This window comes from Microbacterium alkaliflavum (genome assembly GCF_044325405.1).
Classification (GTDB): domain Bacteria; phylum Actinomycetota; class Actinomycetes; order Actinomycetales; family Microbacteriaceae; genus Microbacterium; species Microbacterium alkaliflavum.
In genome coordinates this window covers 633,259-650,078 of the sequence record NZ_JBIQWL010000001.1, presented here as the reverse complement: position 1 = coordinate 650,078, position 16,820 = coordinate 633,259, and the positions used below count along the sequence as shown (strand labels likewise).

At 71.2% G+C, this 16,820-nt stretch carries 14 protein-coding genes, 1 other RNA gene and 1 riboswitch; of the genes, 7 read left to right on the top strand and 8 right to left on the bottom strand.

Annotation, left to right across the window (positions count from 1 at the left end; all coding sequences use genetic code 11):
- Positions 1–193: 193 nt before the first annotated feature.
- Positions 194–682: a hypothetical protein gene (locus ACH3VR_RS02765; RefSeq protein ID WP_396639217.1), complete on the top strand. Its 489-nt coding sequence runs from the start codon at positions 194–196 to the stop codon at positions 680–682.
- A gap of 10 nt (positions 683–692) precedes the next feature.
- Here the strand turns inward: ACH3VR_RS02765 and ACH3VR_RS02760 are convergent, their stop codons facing one another.
- The 3 genes from ACH3VR_RS02760 to ACH3VR_RS02750 are packed head-to-tail and all read right to left on the bottom strand — an operon-like array spanning position 693 to position 4,558.
- Complete coding sequence (locus ACH3VR_RS02760; RefSeq protein WP_396639216.1) at positions 693–1,637, bottom strand: DMT family transporter; 945 nt, start codon at positions 1,635–1,637, stop codon at positions 693–695.
- Positions 1,634–2,227, bottom strand: coding sequence for a recombination mediator RecR (recR, locus tag ACH3VR_RS02755; RefSeq protein ID WP_396639215.1), 594 nt, complete (start codon positions 2,225–2,227; stop codon positions 1,634–1,636). Before recR ends, ACH3VR_RS02760 begins: the two co-directional genes overlap by 4 nt.
- Before the next feature lie 3 nt (positions 2,228–2,230).
- Positions 2,231–4,558 (bottom strand): DNA polymerase III subunit gamma and tau, encoded by a 2,328-nt coding sequence (locus ACH3VR_RS02750; protein ID WP_396639214.1) that lies wholly within the window; start codon positions 4,556–4,558, stop codon positions 2,231–2,233.
- Positions 4,559–4,619: 61 nt separating this feature from the next.
- Positions 4,620–4,716, top strand: a riboswitch (TPP riboswitch).
- On the opposite strand from ACH3VR_RS02750, the gene thiM reads away from it, so the two are divergent.
- From thiM to thiD, 3 genes are all read left to right on the top strand, one after another.
- Positions 4,707–5,525: a hydroxyethylthiazole kinase gene (thiM, locus tag ACH3VR_RS02745; RefSeq protein ID WP_396639213.1), complete on the top strand. Its 819-nt coding sequence runs from the start codon at positions 4,707–4,709 to the stop codon at positions 5,523–5,525. It overlaps the preceding riboswitch by 10 nt.
- Positions 5,522–6,181, top strand: coding sequence for a thiamine phosphate synthase (thiE, locus tag ACH3VR_RS02740; protein ID WP_396639212.1), 660 nt, complete (start codon positions 5,522–5,524; stop codon positions 6,179–6,181). Before thiM ends, thiE begins: the two co-directional genes overlap by 4 nt.
- Entirely contained in the window at positions 6,178–7,593 is a 1,416-nt protein-coding gene (thiD, locus tag ACH3VR_RS02735; RefSeq protein WP_396639211.1) for a bifunctional hydroxymethylpyrimidine kinase/phosphomethylpyrimidine kinase, read from the top strand. The genes thiE and thiD overlap by 4 nt, the downstream gene beginning before the upstream one ends.
- A 43-nt stretch (positions 7,594–7,636) precedes the next feature.
- Here thiD and ACH3VR_RS02730 read toward each other — a convergent pair whose 3' ends face one another.
- From ACH3VR_RS02730 to pta, 4 genes are all read right to left on the bottom strand, one after another.
- The gene (locus tag ACH3VR_RS02730; RefSeq protein WP_396639210.1) at positions 7,637–10,156 is read right to left on the bottom strand and encodes a glycoside hydrolase family 65 protein; all 2,520 of its coding nucleotides are present in this window, start codon (positions 10,154–10,156) and stop codon (positions 7,637–7,639) included.
- Positions 10,153–10,884: an HAD family hydrolase gene (locus ACH3VR_RS02725; protein WP_396639209.1), complete on the bottom strand. Its 732-nt coding sequence runs from the start codon at positions 10,882–10,884 to the stop codon at positions 10,153–10,155. The genes ACH3VR_RS02730 and ACH3VR_RS02725 overlap by 4 nt, the downstream gene beginning before the upstream one ends.
- A 111-nt stretch (positions 10,885–10,995) precedes the next feature.
- A complete protein-coding gene (locus ACH3VR_RS02720) occupies positions 10,996–12,243 on the bottom strand; it encodes an acetate/propionate family kinase (RefSeq protein ID WP_396639208.1) in 1,248 nt (415 codons plus the stop codon).
- Positions 12,240–14,378: a phosphate acetyltransferase gene (gene pta / locus ACH3VR_RS02715; protein WP_396639207.1), complete on the bottom strand. Its 2,139-nt coding sequence runs from the start codon at positions 14,376–14,378 to the stop codon at positions 12,240–12,242. Before pta ends, ACH3VR_RS02720 begins: the two co-directional genes overlap by 4 nt.
- Positions 14,379–14,456: 78 nt before the next feature.
- Between pta and ACH3VR_RS02710 the strand changes: the two genes are divergently transcribed.
- Entirely contained in the window at positions 14,457–15,119 is a 663-nt protein-coding gene (locus ACH3VR_RS02710; RefSeq protein ID WP_396639206.1) for an NUDIX domain-containing protein, read from the top strand.
- A complete protein-coding gene (locus tag ACH3VR_RS02705) occupies positions 15,116–15,556 on the top strand; it encodes a VanZ family protein (RefSeq protein ID WP_396639205.1) in 441 nt (146 codons plus the stop codon). Before ACH3VR_RS02710 ends, ACH3VR_RS02705 begins: the two co-directional genes overlap by 4 nt.
- Here the strand turns inward: ACH3VR_RS02705 and ffs are convergent.
- An RNA gene (gene ffs, locus ACH3VR_RS02700) (signal recognition particle sRNA small type) lies at positions 15,551–15,647 on the bottom strand. The genes ACH3VR_RS02705 and ffs overlap by 6 nt on opposite strands.
- 174 nt (positions 15,648–15,821) lie before the next feature.
- Between ffs and ACH3VR_RS02695 the strand changes: the two genes are divergently transcribed.
- Positions 15,822–16,820 carry an AAA family ATPase gene (locus ACH3VR_RS02695; RefSeq protein WP_396639647.1) on the top strand — a complete coding sequence of 333 codons (999 nt, stop codon included), beginning with the start codon at positions 15,822–15,824 and terminating at the stop codon, positions 16,818–16,820.

Below are 16,820 nucleotides of genomic sequence, written 5' to 3'. Positions count from 1 at the left end.
ACGGCGGAGGGCCAGCGGATGCCGCGCCCAACGGACCATCTTACGGACGGGCTCATGCCGACCCGACCATGTGTCGGGTGAACTCCAGCCCAACGCTCGACCACGCGGTGGGCGCATATTGTCGCCTCGACCACCGCACGCGACGCATTGCGCCCCCCGAAGCCGGCTGCGGGCGGAGCGGTAGCATCCGGGCATGGGTGTGGTGGAGGGCTGGAGCGAGTTCAACGTCGCGATGATGGGCGCCACGGCGGCGCTCGCGGGTCTCGTGATCGTGGCGGCGAGTGTCAACATCCGCGAGATCATCGATGCGCCGTCGGTCGCAGCGCGGCTGGCGTCCGCGATCGCGGGGCTCGTGCTCGCGATCGTCGGCTCGGCCGTCGGGCTCATCCCGGGCATCACGGCGCTCGGCTACGGCGTCATGATGATCGTGTTCGGCGTCGTGACCGCACTCTTCTCCACGCAGGCCACGCGCCGCATCTATGAGAACCACCACCCCGCGAACCGCCTGAAGCTCGCGAAGTCGGTCGTGGGCTTCGTCGCGCCCCTCGGCTACGTCGCGGGAGGCATCCTGCTCGTCGCGGGAGTGGATGCCGGTGTCTTCTGGTTCGCGGCGGGTGCCATCGCGGCGATCGTCGCGGCGGTGCTCATCTCCTGGATCGCGCTCGTCGAAGTGCTGCGCTGAACCACGCGTCTCAGTCGGCTTCGCCGAGTGGCGCAGGCCCGGGTCGCGCACGGCGGACCACGACACCGCCCGTTGCGGCGAGCCAGCAGCCCAGGATGACGAGCGGGAAGCCGATGAGCAGTCCGGCACTCAGCTCCTCGCCGAGCAGGATCGTGCCGAGGATGATCGCGACGACGGGGTTGACATAGGTGAACAGCGGCGCGCGGGCCGGCCCGACCTCGGCGATGAGCGCGAAGAAGGCCATGAAGGCGAGCGCGGTGCAGATGACGCCGAGCGAGACGAGCGAGACGGTGCTGCGCATCGTCGGCACTTCGTGCTGCGTCAGCACGCCGATCGGCAGGTAGAACAGGCCGACGGCGAACAGCGACAGCGTGATGGTGCCGAGCGACGGCACGTCCTTGAGCTTCGTCGCGACGATGAACGGCGCGATGGCGTAGCAGACCGCGACGAGCAGCACCTCGCCCACTGCGAGCAGGCTCGCCGATCCGCCGACGGCAAGACCGGGCCCGGCGACGATGACCGCGACGCCGATGAAGCCGACCAAGAGCCCTCCCGCTCGCGCGGGGCGCAGCATCCCTTTGTCGCCTCTCGTGAAGGCGATGACGGCGGCGAACAGCGGAACGGTCGCCACGAGGAGGCCGGTCAGGCCGGAGGGAAGAGTCTGCTCCGCGTGCCCGAGGAGCAGGAACGGGCCCGCCATCTCGATCGCGCCGAACGCGAGCACCCACGGCCAGAGCTTGAGCGCCGGGCGCAGCGCGCGGCGGTGGATCGCGAGCGGCAGCAGGATGACGGCGCCGATGAGCGTGCGCCCGGCGACGACGGCCGCGGGCGAGTACGAGTCGACGGCCTCCTTGATGAAGAGGTACGGCATGCCCCAGACCAGCGCCATGACGGCGAAGAGCACCCAGCCCTTGGAGCTGAACCGCGACGGCGCGGCGAGGGGGTCGGCGCTCACAGCGTGCGGCGCCCCTCGAAGGCCCGGCCGAGGGTCACTTCGTCGGCGTACTCGAGGTCGCCTCCGACGGGCAGCCCCGACGCGAGACGCGTCACCGTGATCTCGAGCGTGTGCAGCAGGCGGCTGAGGTAGGTCGCGGTCGCCTCGCCCTCGAGGTTGGGGTTGGTCGCGAGGATGACCTCCTGCACGGTGCCGTCGGCGAGCCGCTGCATGAGCTGCGCGATGCGCAGGTCGTCGGGTCCGATGCCCGCGATGGGGCTGATCGCCCCGCCGAGCACGTGGTACAGCCCGCGGAACTCGCGCGTGCGCTCGATCGCGGCGACGTCCTTCGCGTCTTCGACCACGCAGATGAGCGCGGGGTTGCGGCGCGGATCACGGCAGATCGCGCAGCGCTCCTGCTCGGAGACGTTGCCGCAGATCTCGCAGAAGCGCACCTTCTCGCGCACTTCGGCGAGCAGCTGCGCGAGGTGCGAGACGTCGAAGTTCGGGGTCTGCAGGATGTGGAACGTGATGCGCTGAGCGGACTTCGGGCCGATGCCCGGAAGTCGCCCGAACTCATCGATGAGATCTTGGACGATGCCGTCGTACATGGGTCAGTTGAACCTCGTCGGCGGCTCGTAGGGCTCTTCGCGCACGAACGTCGCGCCGAGCACCTGGCGCACGACGGCCTCGCCGTAGCGCTGCGGCCCGCCGTTGCGCGCCGCCGCCTGGCTGCGCGGAGGCGTCAGCGGCGGAGCGACGACGGGCGGCACGGGAAGATCGGCGGATGCCGGGGGCTCGAGCTCATCCTCGTCATCGTCGTCGTCGCGCTCGATCGACGGGGCGACGTCGCGCTCGGGGATCACGTCGCCGTCGCGCGCCGGCGCGAGCGTCGCGGTGTGAACGCGGGACGCCTCGCTCTCGGCCTCTTCAGGCTCGTCGTCGATCGCGAACTGGCCCATGCCGGCGGGTTCGGACGGCCGGGATGCGGTCGCGGCAGGAGCCGTCGGCGCCGGAGGTGCCCAGGTCGCCGCCGAAGCGGTCGGCGGAGCCCACGCGCCGCCCCGCGCGGAGGCCGATGGCGCGTCCTGACCGGAGTCGCCGCCCGCCGAACCCGGAATGGGTGCGACGGCCCATTCCGTCACGGGGGCGGCCGAGGCGCGCGCCGGTGCCGCAGAGCGCTCCGCGGGACGCTCGGCGGTGGCGCGACCGCCCGGCACGGACGAGCGCTCGCTCGGTGCCGCTGAGGCGCGAGCAGCGCCGCCGGCACCGCTCGTGGCGCCGCCGAGGGCCGACGTGCCGCCACCGGGGCCTCCGGGCGAACCGTCGCCGGGTGCGCCCCCGGGATCGCCGGGCGCGGCATCGGACTCCTTGCGGGCGATGTACTTCACGCGGATGCCGAGCACGGCCAGGATCGCCGAGCGCAGGTCTTCGCTGGGCCCGGCGCCGGCCGAGAGTTGCTTGAACTTCGCGACGTCGCTCTGGCTGCGGAACGTGAGCGTCAGGACGTCGTCGGTGAGCGCCGCGATGCCGGCCCCCGACGCGATCATCCACGAGGCGCGGCTGATGTCCTCGAGGCGGGCGAGCACTTCGGGCCACGCGTCCCGCATGCGCTGCAGCGTCACCGGCCCCGACGGGACCGGCGGGGCGGCGGGAGGCGCAGGGGGGGCGGCGGCCGGCTCAGCGATGCTGTTCGACCCCTCGACACGCTCGGGGGGCGAAGCGGGCGCGGCGGCCGGCACCGGAGCGACGGGCGCCACCGCAACCGCCGGCGCCGGAGCGACGGGAGCAGCCGCGACGGGCGCCACCGCAACCGCAGGCGCCGCCGCGACAGCGACCGCGGGCGACGCCGCCAGGACACGCGCGACCATGAGCTCGAGCTGCAGGCGGGGCGACGTGGCGCCCGTCATGTCGTCGAGCGTCGCGATCACGAGGTCGGCCGTGTGCGACAGGCGGGCGGCGCCGAACGCGGCGGCCTGACGCTCCATGCGCGCGAGCTCTTCTTCCGAGACGCCGCGGAGCACGGCGGCGGCGCCCTGACCAGTCGCGTCGACGACGATGAGATCGCGCAGTCGCTCGAGGAGGTCGTCGACGAAGCGACGGGGGTCCTGCCCCGTCTGCACGACGCGGTCGATCGCCGCGAACGCGGCGGAGGCATCCCGCGCGCCGAAGGCGTCGACCACCTCGTCGAGAAGTTCGGCGTGCGTGTAGCCGAGGAGCGCGACAGCCCGCGCGTAGGTGACGACGGCGCCCTCCGACCCGGCGATGAGCTGGTCGAGCAGCGACAGCGTGTCTCGCGGCGATCCGCCGCCGGCGCGTACGACGAGGGGCAGCACGCCCGACTCGACCGACACCCCCTCGGTGGTGCAGAGCTCCTCGACGTAGGCGAGCATGGCGCCCGGCGGCACGAGCCGGAACGGGTAGTGGTGCGTGCGCGAGCGGATCGTGCCGATGACCTTCTCGGGCTCGGTCGTCGCGAAGATGAACTTGACGTGGTCGGGCGGCTCTTCGACGAGCTTGAGCAGGGCGTTGAAGCCCTGCGGCGTCACCATGTGCGCCTCGTCGAGGATGAAGATCTTGAAGCGGTCGCGGGCCGGCGCGAAGATCGCCCGCTCACGCAGGTCGCGCGCGTCGTCGACGCCGTTGTGCGAGGCGGCGTCGATCTCGACGACGTCGAGCGATCCGCCGCCGCCGCGACCGAGCTCGATGCAGCTCTCGCATTTGCCGCACGGGACGTCGGTGGGCCCCTCGGCGCAGTTGAGGCACCGCGCGAGGATGCGCGCCGAGGTCGTCTTGCCGCACCCGCGCGGACCCGAGAACAGGTAGGCGTGACCGACGCGATCGCTGCGCAACGCGGTCATGAGCGGGTCGGTGACCTGCGACTGCCCGATCATCTCGCCGAACGCCTCGGGCCGGTAGCGGCGGTACAGGGCGGTGGTCACCTGAACAGCCTACGGTGCCCCACCGACACGGCGCCGGTCGGAATGTCCTGCTACATTGCTCGGCAGTGACACGGGGTGCTCGCGACCGGCGAGCTGAGATCACACCCGTCGAACCTGATCTCGTTAGGACGAGCGAAGGGATGTCCCCATGAACGCGCGTGTGTCCACGCACCTGGCCCCCGCAGAGGCCCTCGATGCGCTGCGCGACGTCGCGCCGCTGACGCAGTGCATCACCAACGCGGTGGTGACGAACTTCACCGCGAACGCCCTCCTCGCGCTCGGGGCCTCGCCCGCCATGTGCGACCTGCCGGGCGAGGCCGGCATGTTCGCCGGCATCGCCGGAAGCGTGCTCGTGAACCTCGGCACGCCCACGGCGGAGCAGCGCGAGGCGGCACGGGAGGCCGCGCGGGCCGGCACGCCCTGGGTGCTCGACCCCGTCGCCGTGGGCGTGCTCCCGGTGCGCACGGCGCTCGCCGAGGAGCTCGTCGCGCAGGCGCCGACGATCGTGCGCGCCAACGCCTCGGAGGTGCTCGCGGTCGCGGGCCGCGCGAGCGGCGGCCGCGGCGTCGATGCGACCGACGACCCCGACTCGGCGGCGGACGCCGCGTTCTGCCTCGCACGCCGGACGGGCGGTGTCGTCGCCGTCTCGGGCGCCGTCGACCTCGTGACGGACGGCACCGACGTCGTCCGGGTGCACGGCGGCAGCGCGCTGCTGACCCGCATCACGGGCGGCGGATGCTCCCTCGGCGCGGTGATGGCCGCGTTCCTCGCCGTCGCGAGCCCGCTGTCGGCGGCGGTCGCGGCATCCCTCCTCTACTCCGTCGCCTCCGACGCGGCGGCGCGGGTCGCGCACGGACCGGGATCGTTCGCCGTCGCGTTCCTCGACGCACTGGCCGCGACGACGTCGGAAAGACTCCAGGACGCCGAGGACCGCCTCGCCTGGGCGACGATCGAGGTCGCACGATGACCGCGCGCGACCTGTCGCTGCACCTCGTCACCGACGAGCGCCTGTCCTTCCCGCGCCTGACGGCCGTCGTCGACGCCGCGGTCGACGCCGGGGTCACCGTCGTGCAGCTGCGCTCCAAGGCCGCGGATGCCGGTGAGCTCCTCGTGCAGGCGATCGTCCTCTCGCGTGTCATCGCGGGACGTGCCGCGTTCGTCGTCGACGACCGTCTCGACATCGTGCTCGCGGCACGGGATGCGGGTGCGCGGGTCGACGGCATCCATCTCGGGCAGCGCGATCTGCCGCCGGTCGCGGCCCGCCGCCTGCTCGGCGCGGAGGCCTTGATCGGGTGGACGGCGAACACCCCCGCGCACTTCGCGGCGGCCGCCGAGCTGCCCGAGGGCACGCTCGACTACCTCGGTGTCGGCGTCATCCGGCCCACCGCGACCAAGCCCGACCATCCCGCGCCGCTCGGGGTCGCCGGTTTCGCGGCCCTGGCCCGGTCGACGGACTTCCCCTGTGTCGCGATCGGAGGCGTGACGGCCGCGGATGCAGCCGCGCTTCGGGATGCGGGCGCGGCGGGCATCGCCGTCGTCTCGGCGATCTGCGGCGCCGACGACCCGGGAGCCGCCGGCCGCGCGTTCGTGGACGCGTTCGCGGGAGCGGTGGTCGGAGCGTGAGTGTTCCCCGCGTCTTGAGCATCGCGGGGACCGATCCGACCGGCGGCGCGGGCATCCACGCCGACCTCAAGTCGATCGGCGCGCTCGGCGGCTACGGCATGGCGGTCGTCACGGCGCTCGTCGCGCAGAACACGCGCGGCGTGCGCTCGGTGCACGTGCCGCCCGCGGCGTTCCTCGACGCGCAGCTGCGCGCCGTCAGCGACGACGTCGACATCGACGCCGTCAAGATCGGGATGCTGCAGTCCCGCGCGATCGCGGAGACGGTCGGCGAGTGGCTCGACGAGGTCGCACCTCCGATCGTCGTGCTCGATCCCGTCATGGTCGCGACGAGCGGAGACCGCCTGCTCGACATCGAGGCGGAGGCCGCCGTGCGAGATCTCTGCACCCGCGTCGACCTTGTGACGCCGAACATCCCCGAGCTCGCCGTGCTGACGGGCGAGGCTCCGGCCCGCGATTGGGCGGCCGCGCTGCGCCAGGCCCGCGCGCTGCACGACTCGTCGGGAGCCGCCGTCCTCGTGAAGGGCGGCCATCTCGCGGGCCGGCTCTGTCCCGACGCGATCGTCGACGGGGACGGCGTGCACGAGGTGACCGGCACGCGCGTCGACACCCGCAGCACGCACGGCACGGGATGCTCCCTCTCCTCCGCGATGGCGACCCTGCGTGCGTCGGGGCTCACGTGGCACGCCGCGCTCGAACGCGCCAAGGAATGGCTCACGGGCGCCCTCGCTTCGGCGGACGTCCTGCGGGTGGGTCGCGGCCGCGGTCCCGTCGACCACTTCCACGAGCTGCGACCCGTCGAGTCGTGGACGGATGCCGCGTGGCGGCGCAGCGCCGAGGTGCGGACCGAGGTCGACCGGTGCGACTTCGTCCGCTCGCTCGCCGACGGGAGCCTCGCCGAGACGCGCTTCCACGACTACCTGGCGCAGGACGCGCTGTACCTCCGCGGCTACTCCGCCGTGCTCGCGCGGGCGGCCGACCTCGCCACCGCGGCAGCCGATCGCGCGTTCTGGTCGGCCTCCGCCCAGGGTGCGCTCGAGGAGGAGGCACGTCTGCATCGCGCGCGGATCGGCGCGGCGATCTCCGAACCCGCACCCGCGACGCTCGCGTACCTGCGTCACCTCGACGCCGCCGCGGCACGCGGCGAGTACCCCGAGATCGTCGCGGCCGTGCTGCCGTGCTTCTGGCTCTACAGCGACGTGGGCATGCGCCTGCAGGCGCATCCCCGCCCCCGGCATCCCTATGCGGACTGGCTCGAGGCATACGGCGACCCCGCGTTCACGGTGGCCACGGAGCGCGCGATCGCCTGCGCCGACGCGGCGGCTGCGGCGGCATCCGTCTCGACCCGCTCCCGCATGGCGGAGGCGTTCGCGCGGTCGATGATGCACGAGCTCGCGTTCTTCGACGCGTTCTGAAGCCGTTCACCGGGTCGGGAAGGGTCCCGACCCGGTCGAAAGCTCAGCCGGCGATCGTGGCGCCCGACTCGAAGTCCTCCGTGATGATCGGGATCGTCGCGGTGACCGTCGGGACGGATGCCGAGAGCAGCGTGCCGTCTTCGCGACGGGCGTCCTCGAGCTGCCGGATCGTCGGCCGACCGGGGATCTTCGGTCCCTGATGCGCCAGCGGGACGACGATGTCGGACCCCGCCTCTACCGTGTACGGCACGCCGCGCACACCGAACCGGACGGCCTCGTCGCCGGTCGCAACGATCCGCAGCTCGGTGCGGGTCACCGTGACCTCCAGACGCGTGCCGTGCCAGTGCACGTTGTACGCGAGCTCGTCCCACGACGCAGGGAGGCGCGGATCGAATGTCAGCTCGCCGAAGTGATCGCGCATGCCGCCGAATCCCGAGACGAGGGCGGTCCACACGCCCCCCGCCGACGCGACGTGCACGCCGTCCTGCGCGTTGTGGTGCAGGTCGCCGAGGTCGACGAACGCCGACTGCCGGAAGTAGTCGAGCGCGAGGTCCTGATATCCGACCTCCGCCGCGAGGATCGACTGCACGACGGCCGACAGCGTCGAGTCGCCCGTGGTCAGCGGGTCGTAGTACTCGAAGTCGGCGAGCTTCTCGTCGTCGGTGAAGTGGTTGCCCTGCAGGAACAGGGCGAGCACGACATCGGCCTGCTTGAGCACCTGGTACCGGTAGATCACGAGCGGGTGGAAGTGCAGGAGGAGAGGCCGCTTGTCGGGCGGCGTGTGCTCGAGGTCCCAGATCTCGCGCTCGAGGAACACGGCGTCCTGGGGGTGGATGCCGAGCGCCGCGCTGTACGGGATGTGCATCGCCTCTGCGGCACGCTCCCACGCCTCGGGTTCCTCCGGGTCCAGGGCGAGCCGGTCGACCATGACGCGATACGCCTCGGGGTCGGTGTCTGCCATGTCGCGCACGGTCCGCGCCGCGAAGCGCAGGTTGAAGCGCGCCATGACGTTCGTGAAGAGGTTGTCGTTGACGACGGTCGTGTACTCGTCGGGTCCGGTGACGCCGTGGATGTGGAAGGTCTCGACCTCGGTGCTGCCGTCGCTCGTGCGCCAGAAGCCGAGCGTCGTCCACAGCCGCGCCGTCTCCACCGCGATGTCGACGCCCTCGCGGTGGAGGAACTCGGTGTCGCCCGTCGACCGCACGTACTTCGCGAGGGCGAAGCTCACGTCGGCGTTGATGTGGTACTGCGCCGTGCCGGCGGCGTAGTAGGCCGAGGCCTCCTCGCCGCTGATGGTGCGCCAGGGGAAGAGCGCGCCGGCCTCGTTGAGCTGGAACGCGCGCCGCCGCGCCGCGGGCAGCATGAGATACCGCATGCGCAGGGCGTTCCGCGCCCACAGCGGCGTCGTGTAGGTCAGGAACGGGAGCACGTAGATCTCGGTGTCCCAGAAGTAGTGGCCGCTGTAGCCCGAGCCGGTGACGCCCTTCGCGGGCACACCCTGGCCATCGGCGCGCGCCGTGGCCTGCGCGAGCTGGAACAGGCACCAGCGCGTCGCCTGCTGCAGGGAGTCGTGTCCGGCGATGCGCACGTCGGAGCGCGCCCAGAACTCGTCGAGCCAGGCCCGCTGCCGCCTGAAGTGCTCGTCGATGCCGACGGCGAGCGCGCGGTCGAGCGTGCGGCGGCAGCGGTCGACGAGCTCGCGCGCGGGCACGCCGCGCGACGTGTGGTAGCTGACGAGCTTCGTGACGGTGATCGGCACGCCCGCCTTCGCCTGCACCCGGAACACGTTCTTGGCGATGTCGCCCTCGATGAGGCGCCGGGCCGAGTACTCGTTGTCCGTCTCGACGACGTGGTCGGCCGCGACGGCGAGCGTCATGCCCGACTGGGTCACGCGGTACGACAGCGCCGAGCGCAGGTCGTCCTGCCAGAACTCCTGCGGCTGCAGCACGCGCTCGTGGAACTTCTCGGTCTTGCGCGGGTCGAACCCGCTCCGCTTCGTCGCCACCGGCGACCCGCCGTAGACGTCTTCGCCGTCCTGGCGGTTGATGATCTGGCAGCTGACCGTGACGGGTGCGTCGTCGTTGAGGACGACGACCTTGACCCGCATGATCGCGAGGTGCTTCTCCTCGAACGACACGAGCCGCTCGAACTCGATGCGCACCTCTTTGCCCGACGGCGTCACCCAGAGCAGGCTCCGGCGCAGCACGCCGTCGCGCATGTCGAGCACGCGCTCGTAGTCGCGCACGTCGGCGACGTCGAACGAGAGCGGCTCGTCGTCGACGTAGACGCGCATGATCTTCGCGTCGGGCGCGTTGATGATCGTCTGGCCGACCTCGGCGAAGCCGTACGCCTGCTCGGCGTGACGGATCGGGAAGATCTCGTGGAAGCCGTTGATGAACGTGCCGTGCTCATGCGCGTGGCGACCCTCCGGCAGGTTGCCGCGCAGGCCCAGATAGCCGTTGCCCACGGCGAAGAGCGTCTCGGTGACACCCGCGTCGGCGAGGGAGAACTCCCTCTCGACCAGGCGCCACGGGTCGACGGGAAAGCGGTCGCGGTCGATCACGGAACGAGCTCCTCGAGGTCTGCGACGACGATGTGCGCGCCGGCCCCGCGCAGGTCTTCCGCACCCACGCCGCGGTCGACGCCGACGATGAGAGCGAAACCGCCGGCGGCGGCCGACTTGACGCCGCTCAAGGCGTCTTCGACGGCGACGCTGCGTGCCGGATCGACCTGCAGCATCTTCGCCGCCTCGACGAACACGTCGGGCGCGGGCTTGGAGGCGAGGTGGTCGCGCTCGGCGATGACGCCGTCCATGACGACCGGGAAGCGATCGCGGATGCCGGCGACCTGCAGCACCTCCTCCGCGTTCTTCGAGCTCGACACGATCGCGACGGGCGTACCGGCGGCCGCGAGCACGTCGAGCAGGGCCACCGACCCCGGATACGGCTCGATGCCGTCGGCGCGCAGGACGCGCGAGAACACCTCGTTCTTCCGGTTGCCGATGCCGCAGACCGTGTCGGCGGCGGGCTCATCCGACGGGTGTCCCCACGGCACCTCGACGTCGCGGCTGTGCAGCAGGCTCGCGACTCCGTCGTAGCGCTTCTTGCCGTCGAGGTAGTCGAAGTAGTCGCGGTCGGTGTAGGCCGGTTCGATGCCCCACGCCCCGAACAGCTCCTCGAACATCGCCCGCCAGGCGTGCATGTGCACTTCCGCGGTCGGTGTGATCACCCCGTCCAGGTCGAAGAGGACAGCGTCGTATGCGGTCAGGTCGGGCAGGGCGTCAGCGGGCACAGAACCTCCTGGCGAGGGCTGAACGGGTCGAGGAGTCGGCTCTACGTCGCGCCGTCATGCAAGCGTAGTCGGCACGACTCGGCGCGTGGGTGTCGGAACGATGACGGTTTGTCAGGAGGCGGCCGACAGGGTCTGGCGGGCGATCTCGAGCTCCTCGTCGGTCGGCACGACGAGCACGGTCACGGCTGAGGCGTCCGTCGAGATGATCCGGATGCCGCGGCTCCGCGCCGTGTTGCGCTCGGGGTCGACCTCGACCCCCGCGAACCCGAGGGTCTCGAGCGCCCCGGCGCGGACCTGGGGGGAATTCTCGCCGACGCCGGCCGTGAACGAGATGACGTCGACGCCCCCGAGCTGAGCGAGATAGGCCCCCGCGTAGGCGCGAAGTCGATGCAGGTAGACCTCGAACGCGAGGGCGGCCTCGGCATCCCCCTTCTCGACCCGCTCCTGGATGTCGCGCATGTCGGACGCGCCCGCGAGGCCGAGCAGGCCGCTCTGCTTGTTGAGCAGCGTGTCGAGGTCGGCGATCGAGAGGTCGGCGCGTCGGGCGAGGTGGAAGAGCACGGCGGGGTCGATGTCGCCCGAGCGGGTGCCCATGACGAGACCTTCCAGCGGCGTGAGGCCCATCGAGGTCTCGACGGAGCGCCCGCCGTCGACAGCCGTGACGGACGCGCCGTTGCCGAGATGGAAGACGATCTGCTTCAGATCTTCCAGCGGACGACGGAGGAAGGCGGCTGCCGCTTCGGAGACGAACTTGTGCGACGTGCCGTGGAAGCCGTAACGGCGGATGCGGTGCGTCTCGGCGAGCTCGCGGTCGATCGCGTAGGTGTAGGCGGCGGGCGGCAGCGTCTGGTGGAAGGCCGTGTCGAAGACGGCGACGTGCGGGAGGTCGGGGAACGCGTCCTTCGCGGCGCGGATCCCCTGCAGCGCGCCGGGGTTGTGCAGCGGCGCGAGCACCGACAGCTCGTCGATGTTGATCTCGACGAGGGGCGTGATGACAGTGGGCTCGAAGAAACGCGCTCCGCCGTGCACGACGCGGTGTCCGACGGCGACGGGCGACCGCTCGTCGAGCGAGGGTCCGTGCTCGGCGAACGCGTCGAGCATGACCCGGAATCCGACGGTGTGGTCGGGGATCGGGAGCTCCCGCGTGTACGTGGCGTCGGTGGCGGTGATGGACCCCTCGACAGGCTCGGGGACAGCCTCGCCCTCCCGGCCGCGGAAGAACACCGTGTGCCTCGACTCGCCCATCTCCTGGCCGATGCGCTCGACCAGGCCCGAGGCGAGGACCGCCTCGGCCTCCATGTCGATGAGCTGGTACTTGAACGACGACGAGCCGCTGTTGACGACGAGCACGACGCTCACGAGGCATCCCCCTGCGCCTGGATCGCCGTGATGGCGATCGTGTTGACGATGTCGTCGACGAGGGCTCCCCGCGACAGGTCGTTGATCGGCTTGTTGAGGCCCTGCAGCACGGGGCCGATCGCGACGGCGCCGGCCGAACGCTGCACCGCTTTATAGGTGTTGTTGCCCGTGTTGAGATCCGGGAAGACGAACACCGTCGCGCGGCCGGCGACAGACGACCCCGGCATCTTGGTCTTCGCGACAGCCGCGTCGGCGGCGGCGTCGTACTGGATGGGGCCTTCCACGAGCAGCTCCGGTGCACGCGACCGCACGAGGGCCGTGGCATCCCGCACCTTCTCGACCTCGGCGCCCGAGCCCGACTCCCCCGTCGAGTACGAGAGCATCGCGACGCGGGGCTCGATGCCGAACTGGGATGCCGTCGCCGCCGACGAGACCGCGATGTCGGCGAGCTGCTCGGAGGTGGGATCGGGGATCACGGCGCAGTCGCCGTAGACGAGCACTCGGTCGGCGAGCGCCATGAGGAACACCGACGACACGACCGAGACGCCCGGCTTCGTCTTGATGACCTCGAACGCGGGCCGGATCGTGTGCGCCGTCGTGTGCGCGGCGCCCGAGACCATGCCGTCGGCGAGCCCCAGGTGCACCATGAGCGTCCCGAAGTAGGAGACGTCCGTCACGGTGTCGGCGGCCTGCGCGTAGGTGACGCCCTTGTGGGCGCGCAGGCGCTCGTACTCCCGGGCGAACTTGTCGACGTGCACGGCGTCGAACGGCGACAGGATGTCGGCGCCCTTCAGGTCGATGCCGAGCTCGAGCGCCCGGTTTCGCACCTCGATCTCCTCACCGAGGATCGTGAGGTCGGCGATGCCGCGCGAGAGCACCGTGGCCGCGGCGCGCAGGATGCGGTCGTCGTCGCCCTCGGGCAGCACGATGCGCCGGCGGTCGGACCGTGCTCGCTCCATGAGCCCGTACTCGAACATGAGCGGCGTCACGACCGTCGCGCGGGCGAGGCCGAGCGATCGGGCCAGTCCTTCGGTGTCGACGTGCGTCTCGAACATCGCGAGCGCCGTGTCGTACCGGCGCTGCGAGTCGGCGGCCAGGCGCCCGCGCGTCGAGACGACCTTGACTGCGGTCTCGTACGTTCCCGCGTCGGTCGTCATGATCGGGATCGTCACGCCGAGGCCGTCGATGAGCCGATCGATGTCGTCGGGCAGCGGGAAGGGGCCGTTGAGCACGATGCCCGCGAGCGAGGGGAACGTCCCGGACCGGTGTGCGAGGAGGGCTGCGAGAAGCACCTCCGTGCGGTCGGCGGCGAGGATCAGCAGCGCACTCTCGAACAGGCGCGGCAGCACGTTGACCATCGACATGCCCGCCACGACCACGCCGAGCACTTCGCGGGTGAGCAGATCGGGGTCGCCCTTGAGCAGCTTCGCATCGAGTGCGCGCATGACCCCGCGCACCGACGGGGCGACGAGGAAGCGGTCTTCCGGAAGCGCCCACACCGACACCGTGCGGTCGGGGGCGGCGCGCTCGGGCGCCGGCGAGGCGTCCACGACCGACTGGATCGACTCGACGATGTCGACGAGCTTGTCCGGATCGGCGCGATTGGCGACGACGGCGAGCAGTCCGGCGCGGCCGTGCGCGAGCTCGGCGAGCGCGAGCGACGTGATCTGCCCCATCTCGTCGGGCGTTCGTGCCGGCGACAGGCCCAGCTCGCCCTGGCCCGCACGTCCGCTTAGCACGAGCAGCACGGGCGCGCCGAGGTTCGCCGCGATGCGGGCGTTGTAGCCCAGCTCGGCGGGGCTGCCGACGTCGGTGTAGTCGCTGCCCACGATCACGACGGCGTCGCACTTCGATTCGACGGCCTTGTAGCGCTCGACGATCGTCGCGAGCGCGGCATCCGGATCCCTCCGCACGTCGTCGTAGGTGACGCCGACGCACAGGTCGTAGTCGAGGTCGACGCCGTCGTGTGCGAGCAGCATCTCGAGCACGTAGTCGCGCTCGGCCGTCGACCGCGCGATGGGTCGGAAGACCCCCACACGCGGAGTCGCATGACTCAGCGCGTCGAGCACCCCCAATGCCACCGTGGACTTGCCCGAGTGACCTTCCGAAGACGTGATGAAGATGCTCTGCGCCACGGGTTCCAGCCTATGGGCGGGCCCGCCGCCACGGCCATGGATATCTCGCCGGCGAGGGAGATCGGTAGGCTCGCGGCCATGTCCCCGACACCCGGCGTCGACGTCCCCGACCACCGCGGCCGCACCGGCCTCGACCGCACGGGCCGCGACCTCGACCGCAACTCCAACGTGCGCGTCACCGACGTCGAGCTGCTCGCGGCGGCGTGGCATGTGCTGCGCAGGACGACGTTCGAATACACGGATGCCGCGGGCTCCACATCGACGCAGCAGCGCGAGACCTACGACCGCGGCAACGGCGCGACCGCGCTCCTCTACGACGCCGACCGCCGCACGGTGCTGCTCACACGGCAGTTCCGCTACCCCGTCTACGTCAACGACCACCCCGACGGCATGCTCGTCGAGACGGCGGCGGGCCTGCTCGACGACGACGATCCCGAGACGGCGATCCGCCGCGAGGCCGCCGAGGAGACGGGCCTTCAGATCGGCGAGGTCGAGCACGTGTACGACGTCTACATGAGCCCCGGCTCGGTCACCGAGCGGCTGCACTTCTTCGCGGCGCCGTACGAGGCATCCGCTCGCATGCACGACCGTGCCGGGCTCGCGGAAGAGGGCGAGGACATCGAGCTGGTCGAGCTGGGCATCGACGAGGCGCTCGCGTGGATCCGCGACGGGCGCATCCAGGACGCCAAGACGATCATGCTGCTGCACTGGTCGGTCCTCGAGGGTCCGTTCGCGCGATGACGGTGCGGCGCCGGGTCACGATCGCACTGCTCGTCGTGTACTCGGCGTTCGTCGCGTACCTGACGCTGACCCCGACGGGCCCGGACGATGGCGCGACGACTCGGCTCCTCAAGCGGCTCCTGGACCAGCTCCACGCGCAGGGCGTCCTGCTGTGGATCGACTTCCTGACGATCGAGTTCCTCGCGAACATCGCGATGTTCGTGCCGCTGGGGGTGCTCACGGCGCTGCTGATCAGCCGAAGGAACCGGTGGATGCTGCTCGTGATCGGCACGGCGGCATCTGGCTTCATCGAGCTCATGCAGCTGCTGTTCCTGCCCGAGCGCTATGCCGACTGGCGCGACCTCGTGTCGAACACGATCGGGTTCCTGCTGGGCGCCGGTCTCACCCTGGCGATCAGCACCCGTGCCCGTGCCCGCACCCGCGCGCGGGCAAAATAAGACTCTCCGCGAACCCGGCAGAGCCTGGTTACCCTTGCTACGTTTCCGTCCTGGGGGAGTTGGCCTGGATGCCGCCTCGCGGAGAGCTGTGAACAGTCTACCTGTCCCGCAACGTGTGAATGTCAGGGCCTCCCCTGATTCGCAGCCCGCGAATGTCAGGGCCTTCCCAGGCCCGCCCGTCACAGGGCACGGTTAGGATCGATTCACGGGCATCGACGCCCGGGCGCGACGGTGGGACGAGGGAGTCGCAGTGGCAGATACGGCGATGACGGATGCTTCGACGGAGGCTCCCGCAGATCTCGATGCAGACGGGTTCGCTCGCACCACCGAGCGCATCCTCGCGTCGGTCGGCAGCGTCATCGACGGCAAGCCCGACGCCGTGCGGTCGGCACTGGTCTGCCTCCTCGCCGAAGGTCACCTGCTGATCGAAGACGTGCCCGGCGTCGGCAAGACGATGCTCGCGCGAGCACTCGCGGCATCCGTCGACGCGACGGTGCGCCGCATCCAGTTCACCCCCGATCTGCTGCCCGGCGACGTCACCGGCGTGAGCGTCTTCAACCCCGTCGAGCGTGAGTTCGAGTTCAAGCCGGGCGCCGTGTTCGCGAACCTCGTGATCGCCGACGAGATCAACCGCTCCTCCCCCAAGACGCAGTCTGCGCTGCTGGAGGCGATGGAGGAGCGCCAGGTCACCGTCGACGGGCGCTCGCACATGCTCCCCGACCCGTTCCTCGTCGTGGCGACGCAGAACCCCCTCGAGATGGAGGGCACGTACGCCCTCCCCGAGGCGCAGCGCGATCGCTTCATGATGCGCATCTCGATGGGCTATCCCGACGCCAAGTCGGAGGCCCTCATGCTCCGCCAGCGCGACACCGTCAATCCGCTCGAGGCGATCACCGCCGTCGTGTCGGCCGTCGAGGTCGCGGCGCTCGTCGCGTGGGCGCGCGCCGTGCACGTCGCCCCCACGATCGAGGACTACGCGGTCGCGCTCTCGCAGGCGACCCGCAGCCACTCCGACCTGCGCCTGGGCGCGAGCCCCCGCGCGACGCTGCAGCTCGTGCGCGCCGCCAAGGTGTGGGCCGCTCTCGACGGCCGTGGCTTCGTCATCCCCGACGACATCACGGCCCTCCTCCTCCCCGTCTTCGCGCACCGCCTCATTCCGACGCGGTCCGCCGGCGGCTCGCGCGCCCGTTCCGGCGCCGACGCCATCACGGCGATACTCGAGCGCATCGCCCAGGGCGTGCGCGTTCCCATCGCAGCGAGGTAG

Bases quoted from the DNA above. Each gene is read 5' to 3' on its own strand.
- ACH3VR_RS02765 (WP_396639217.1), top strand. From the start codon at position 194: ATGGGTGTGGTGGAGGGCTGGAGCGAGTTCAACGTCGCGATGATGGGC.
- recR (WP_396639215.1), bottom strand. From the start codon at position 2,227: ATGTACGACGGCATCGTCCAAGATCTCATCGATGAGTTCGGGCGACTT.
- thiM (WP_396639213.1), top strand. From the start codon at position 4,707: ATGAACGCGCGTGTGTCCACGCACCTGGCCCCCGCAGAGGCCCTCGAT.
- thiE (WP_396639212.1), top strand. From the start codon at position 5,522: ATGACCGCGCGCGACCTGTCGCTGCACCTCGTCACCGACGAGCGCCTG.
- ACH3VR_RS02710 (WP_396639206.1), top strand. From the start codon at position 14,457: ATGTCCCCGACACCCGGCGTCGACGTCCCCGACCACCGCGGCCGCACC.
- ACH3VR_RS02705 (WP_396639205.1), top strand. From the start codon at position 15,116: ATGACGGTGCGGCGCCGGGTCACGATCGCACTGCTCGTCGTGTACTCG.
- ACH3VR_RS02695 (WP_396639647.1), top strand. From the start codon at position 15,822: ATGACGGATGCTTCGACGGAGGCTCCCGCAGATCTCGATGCAGACGGG.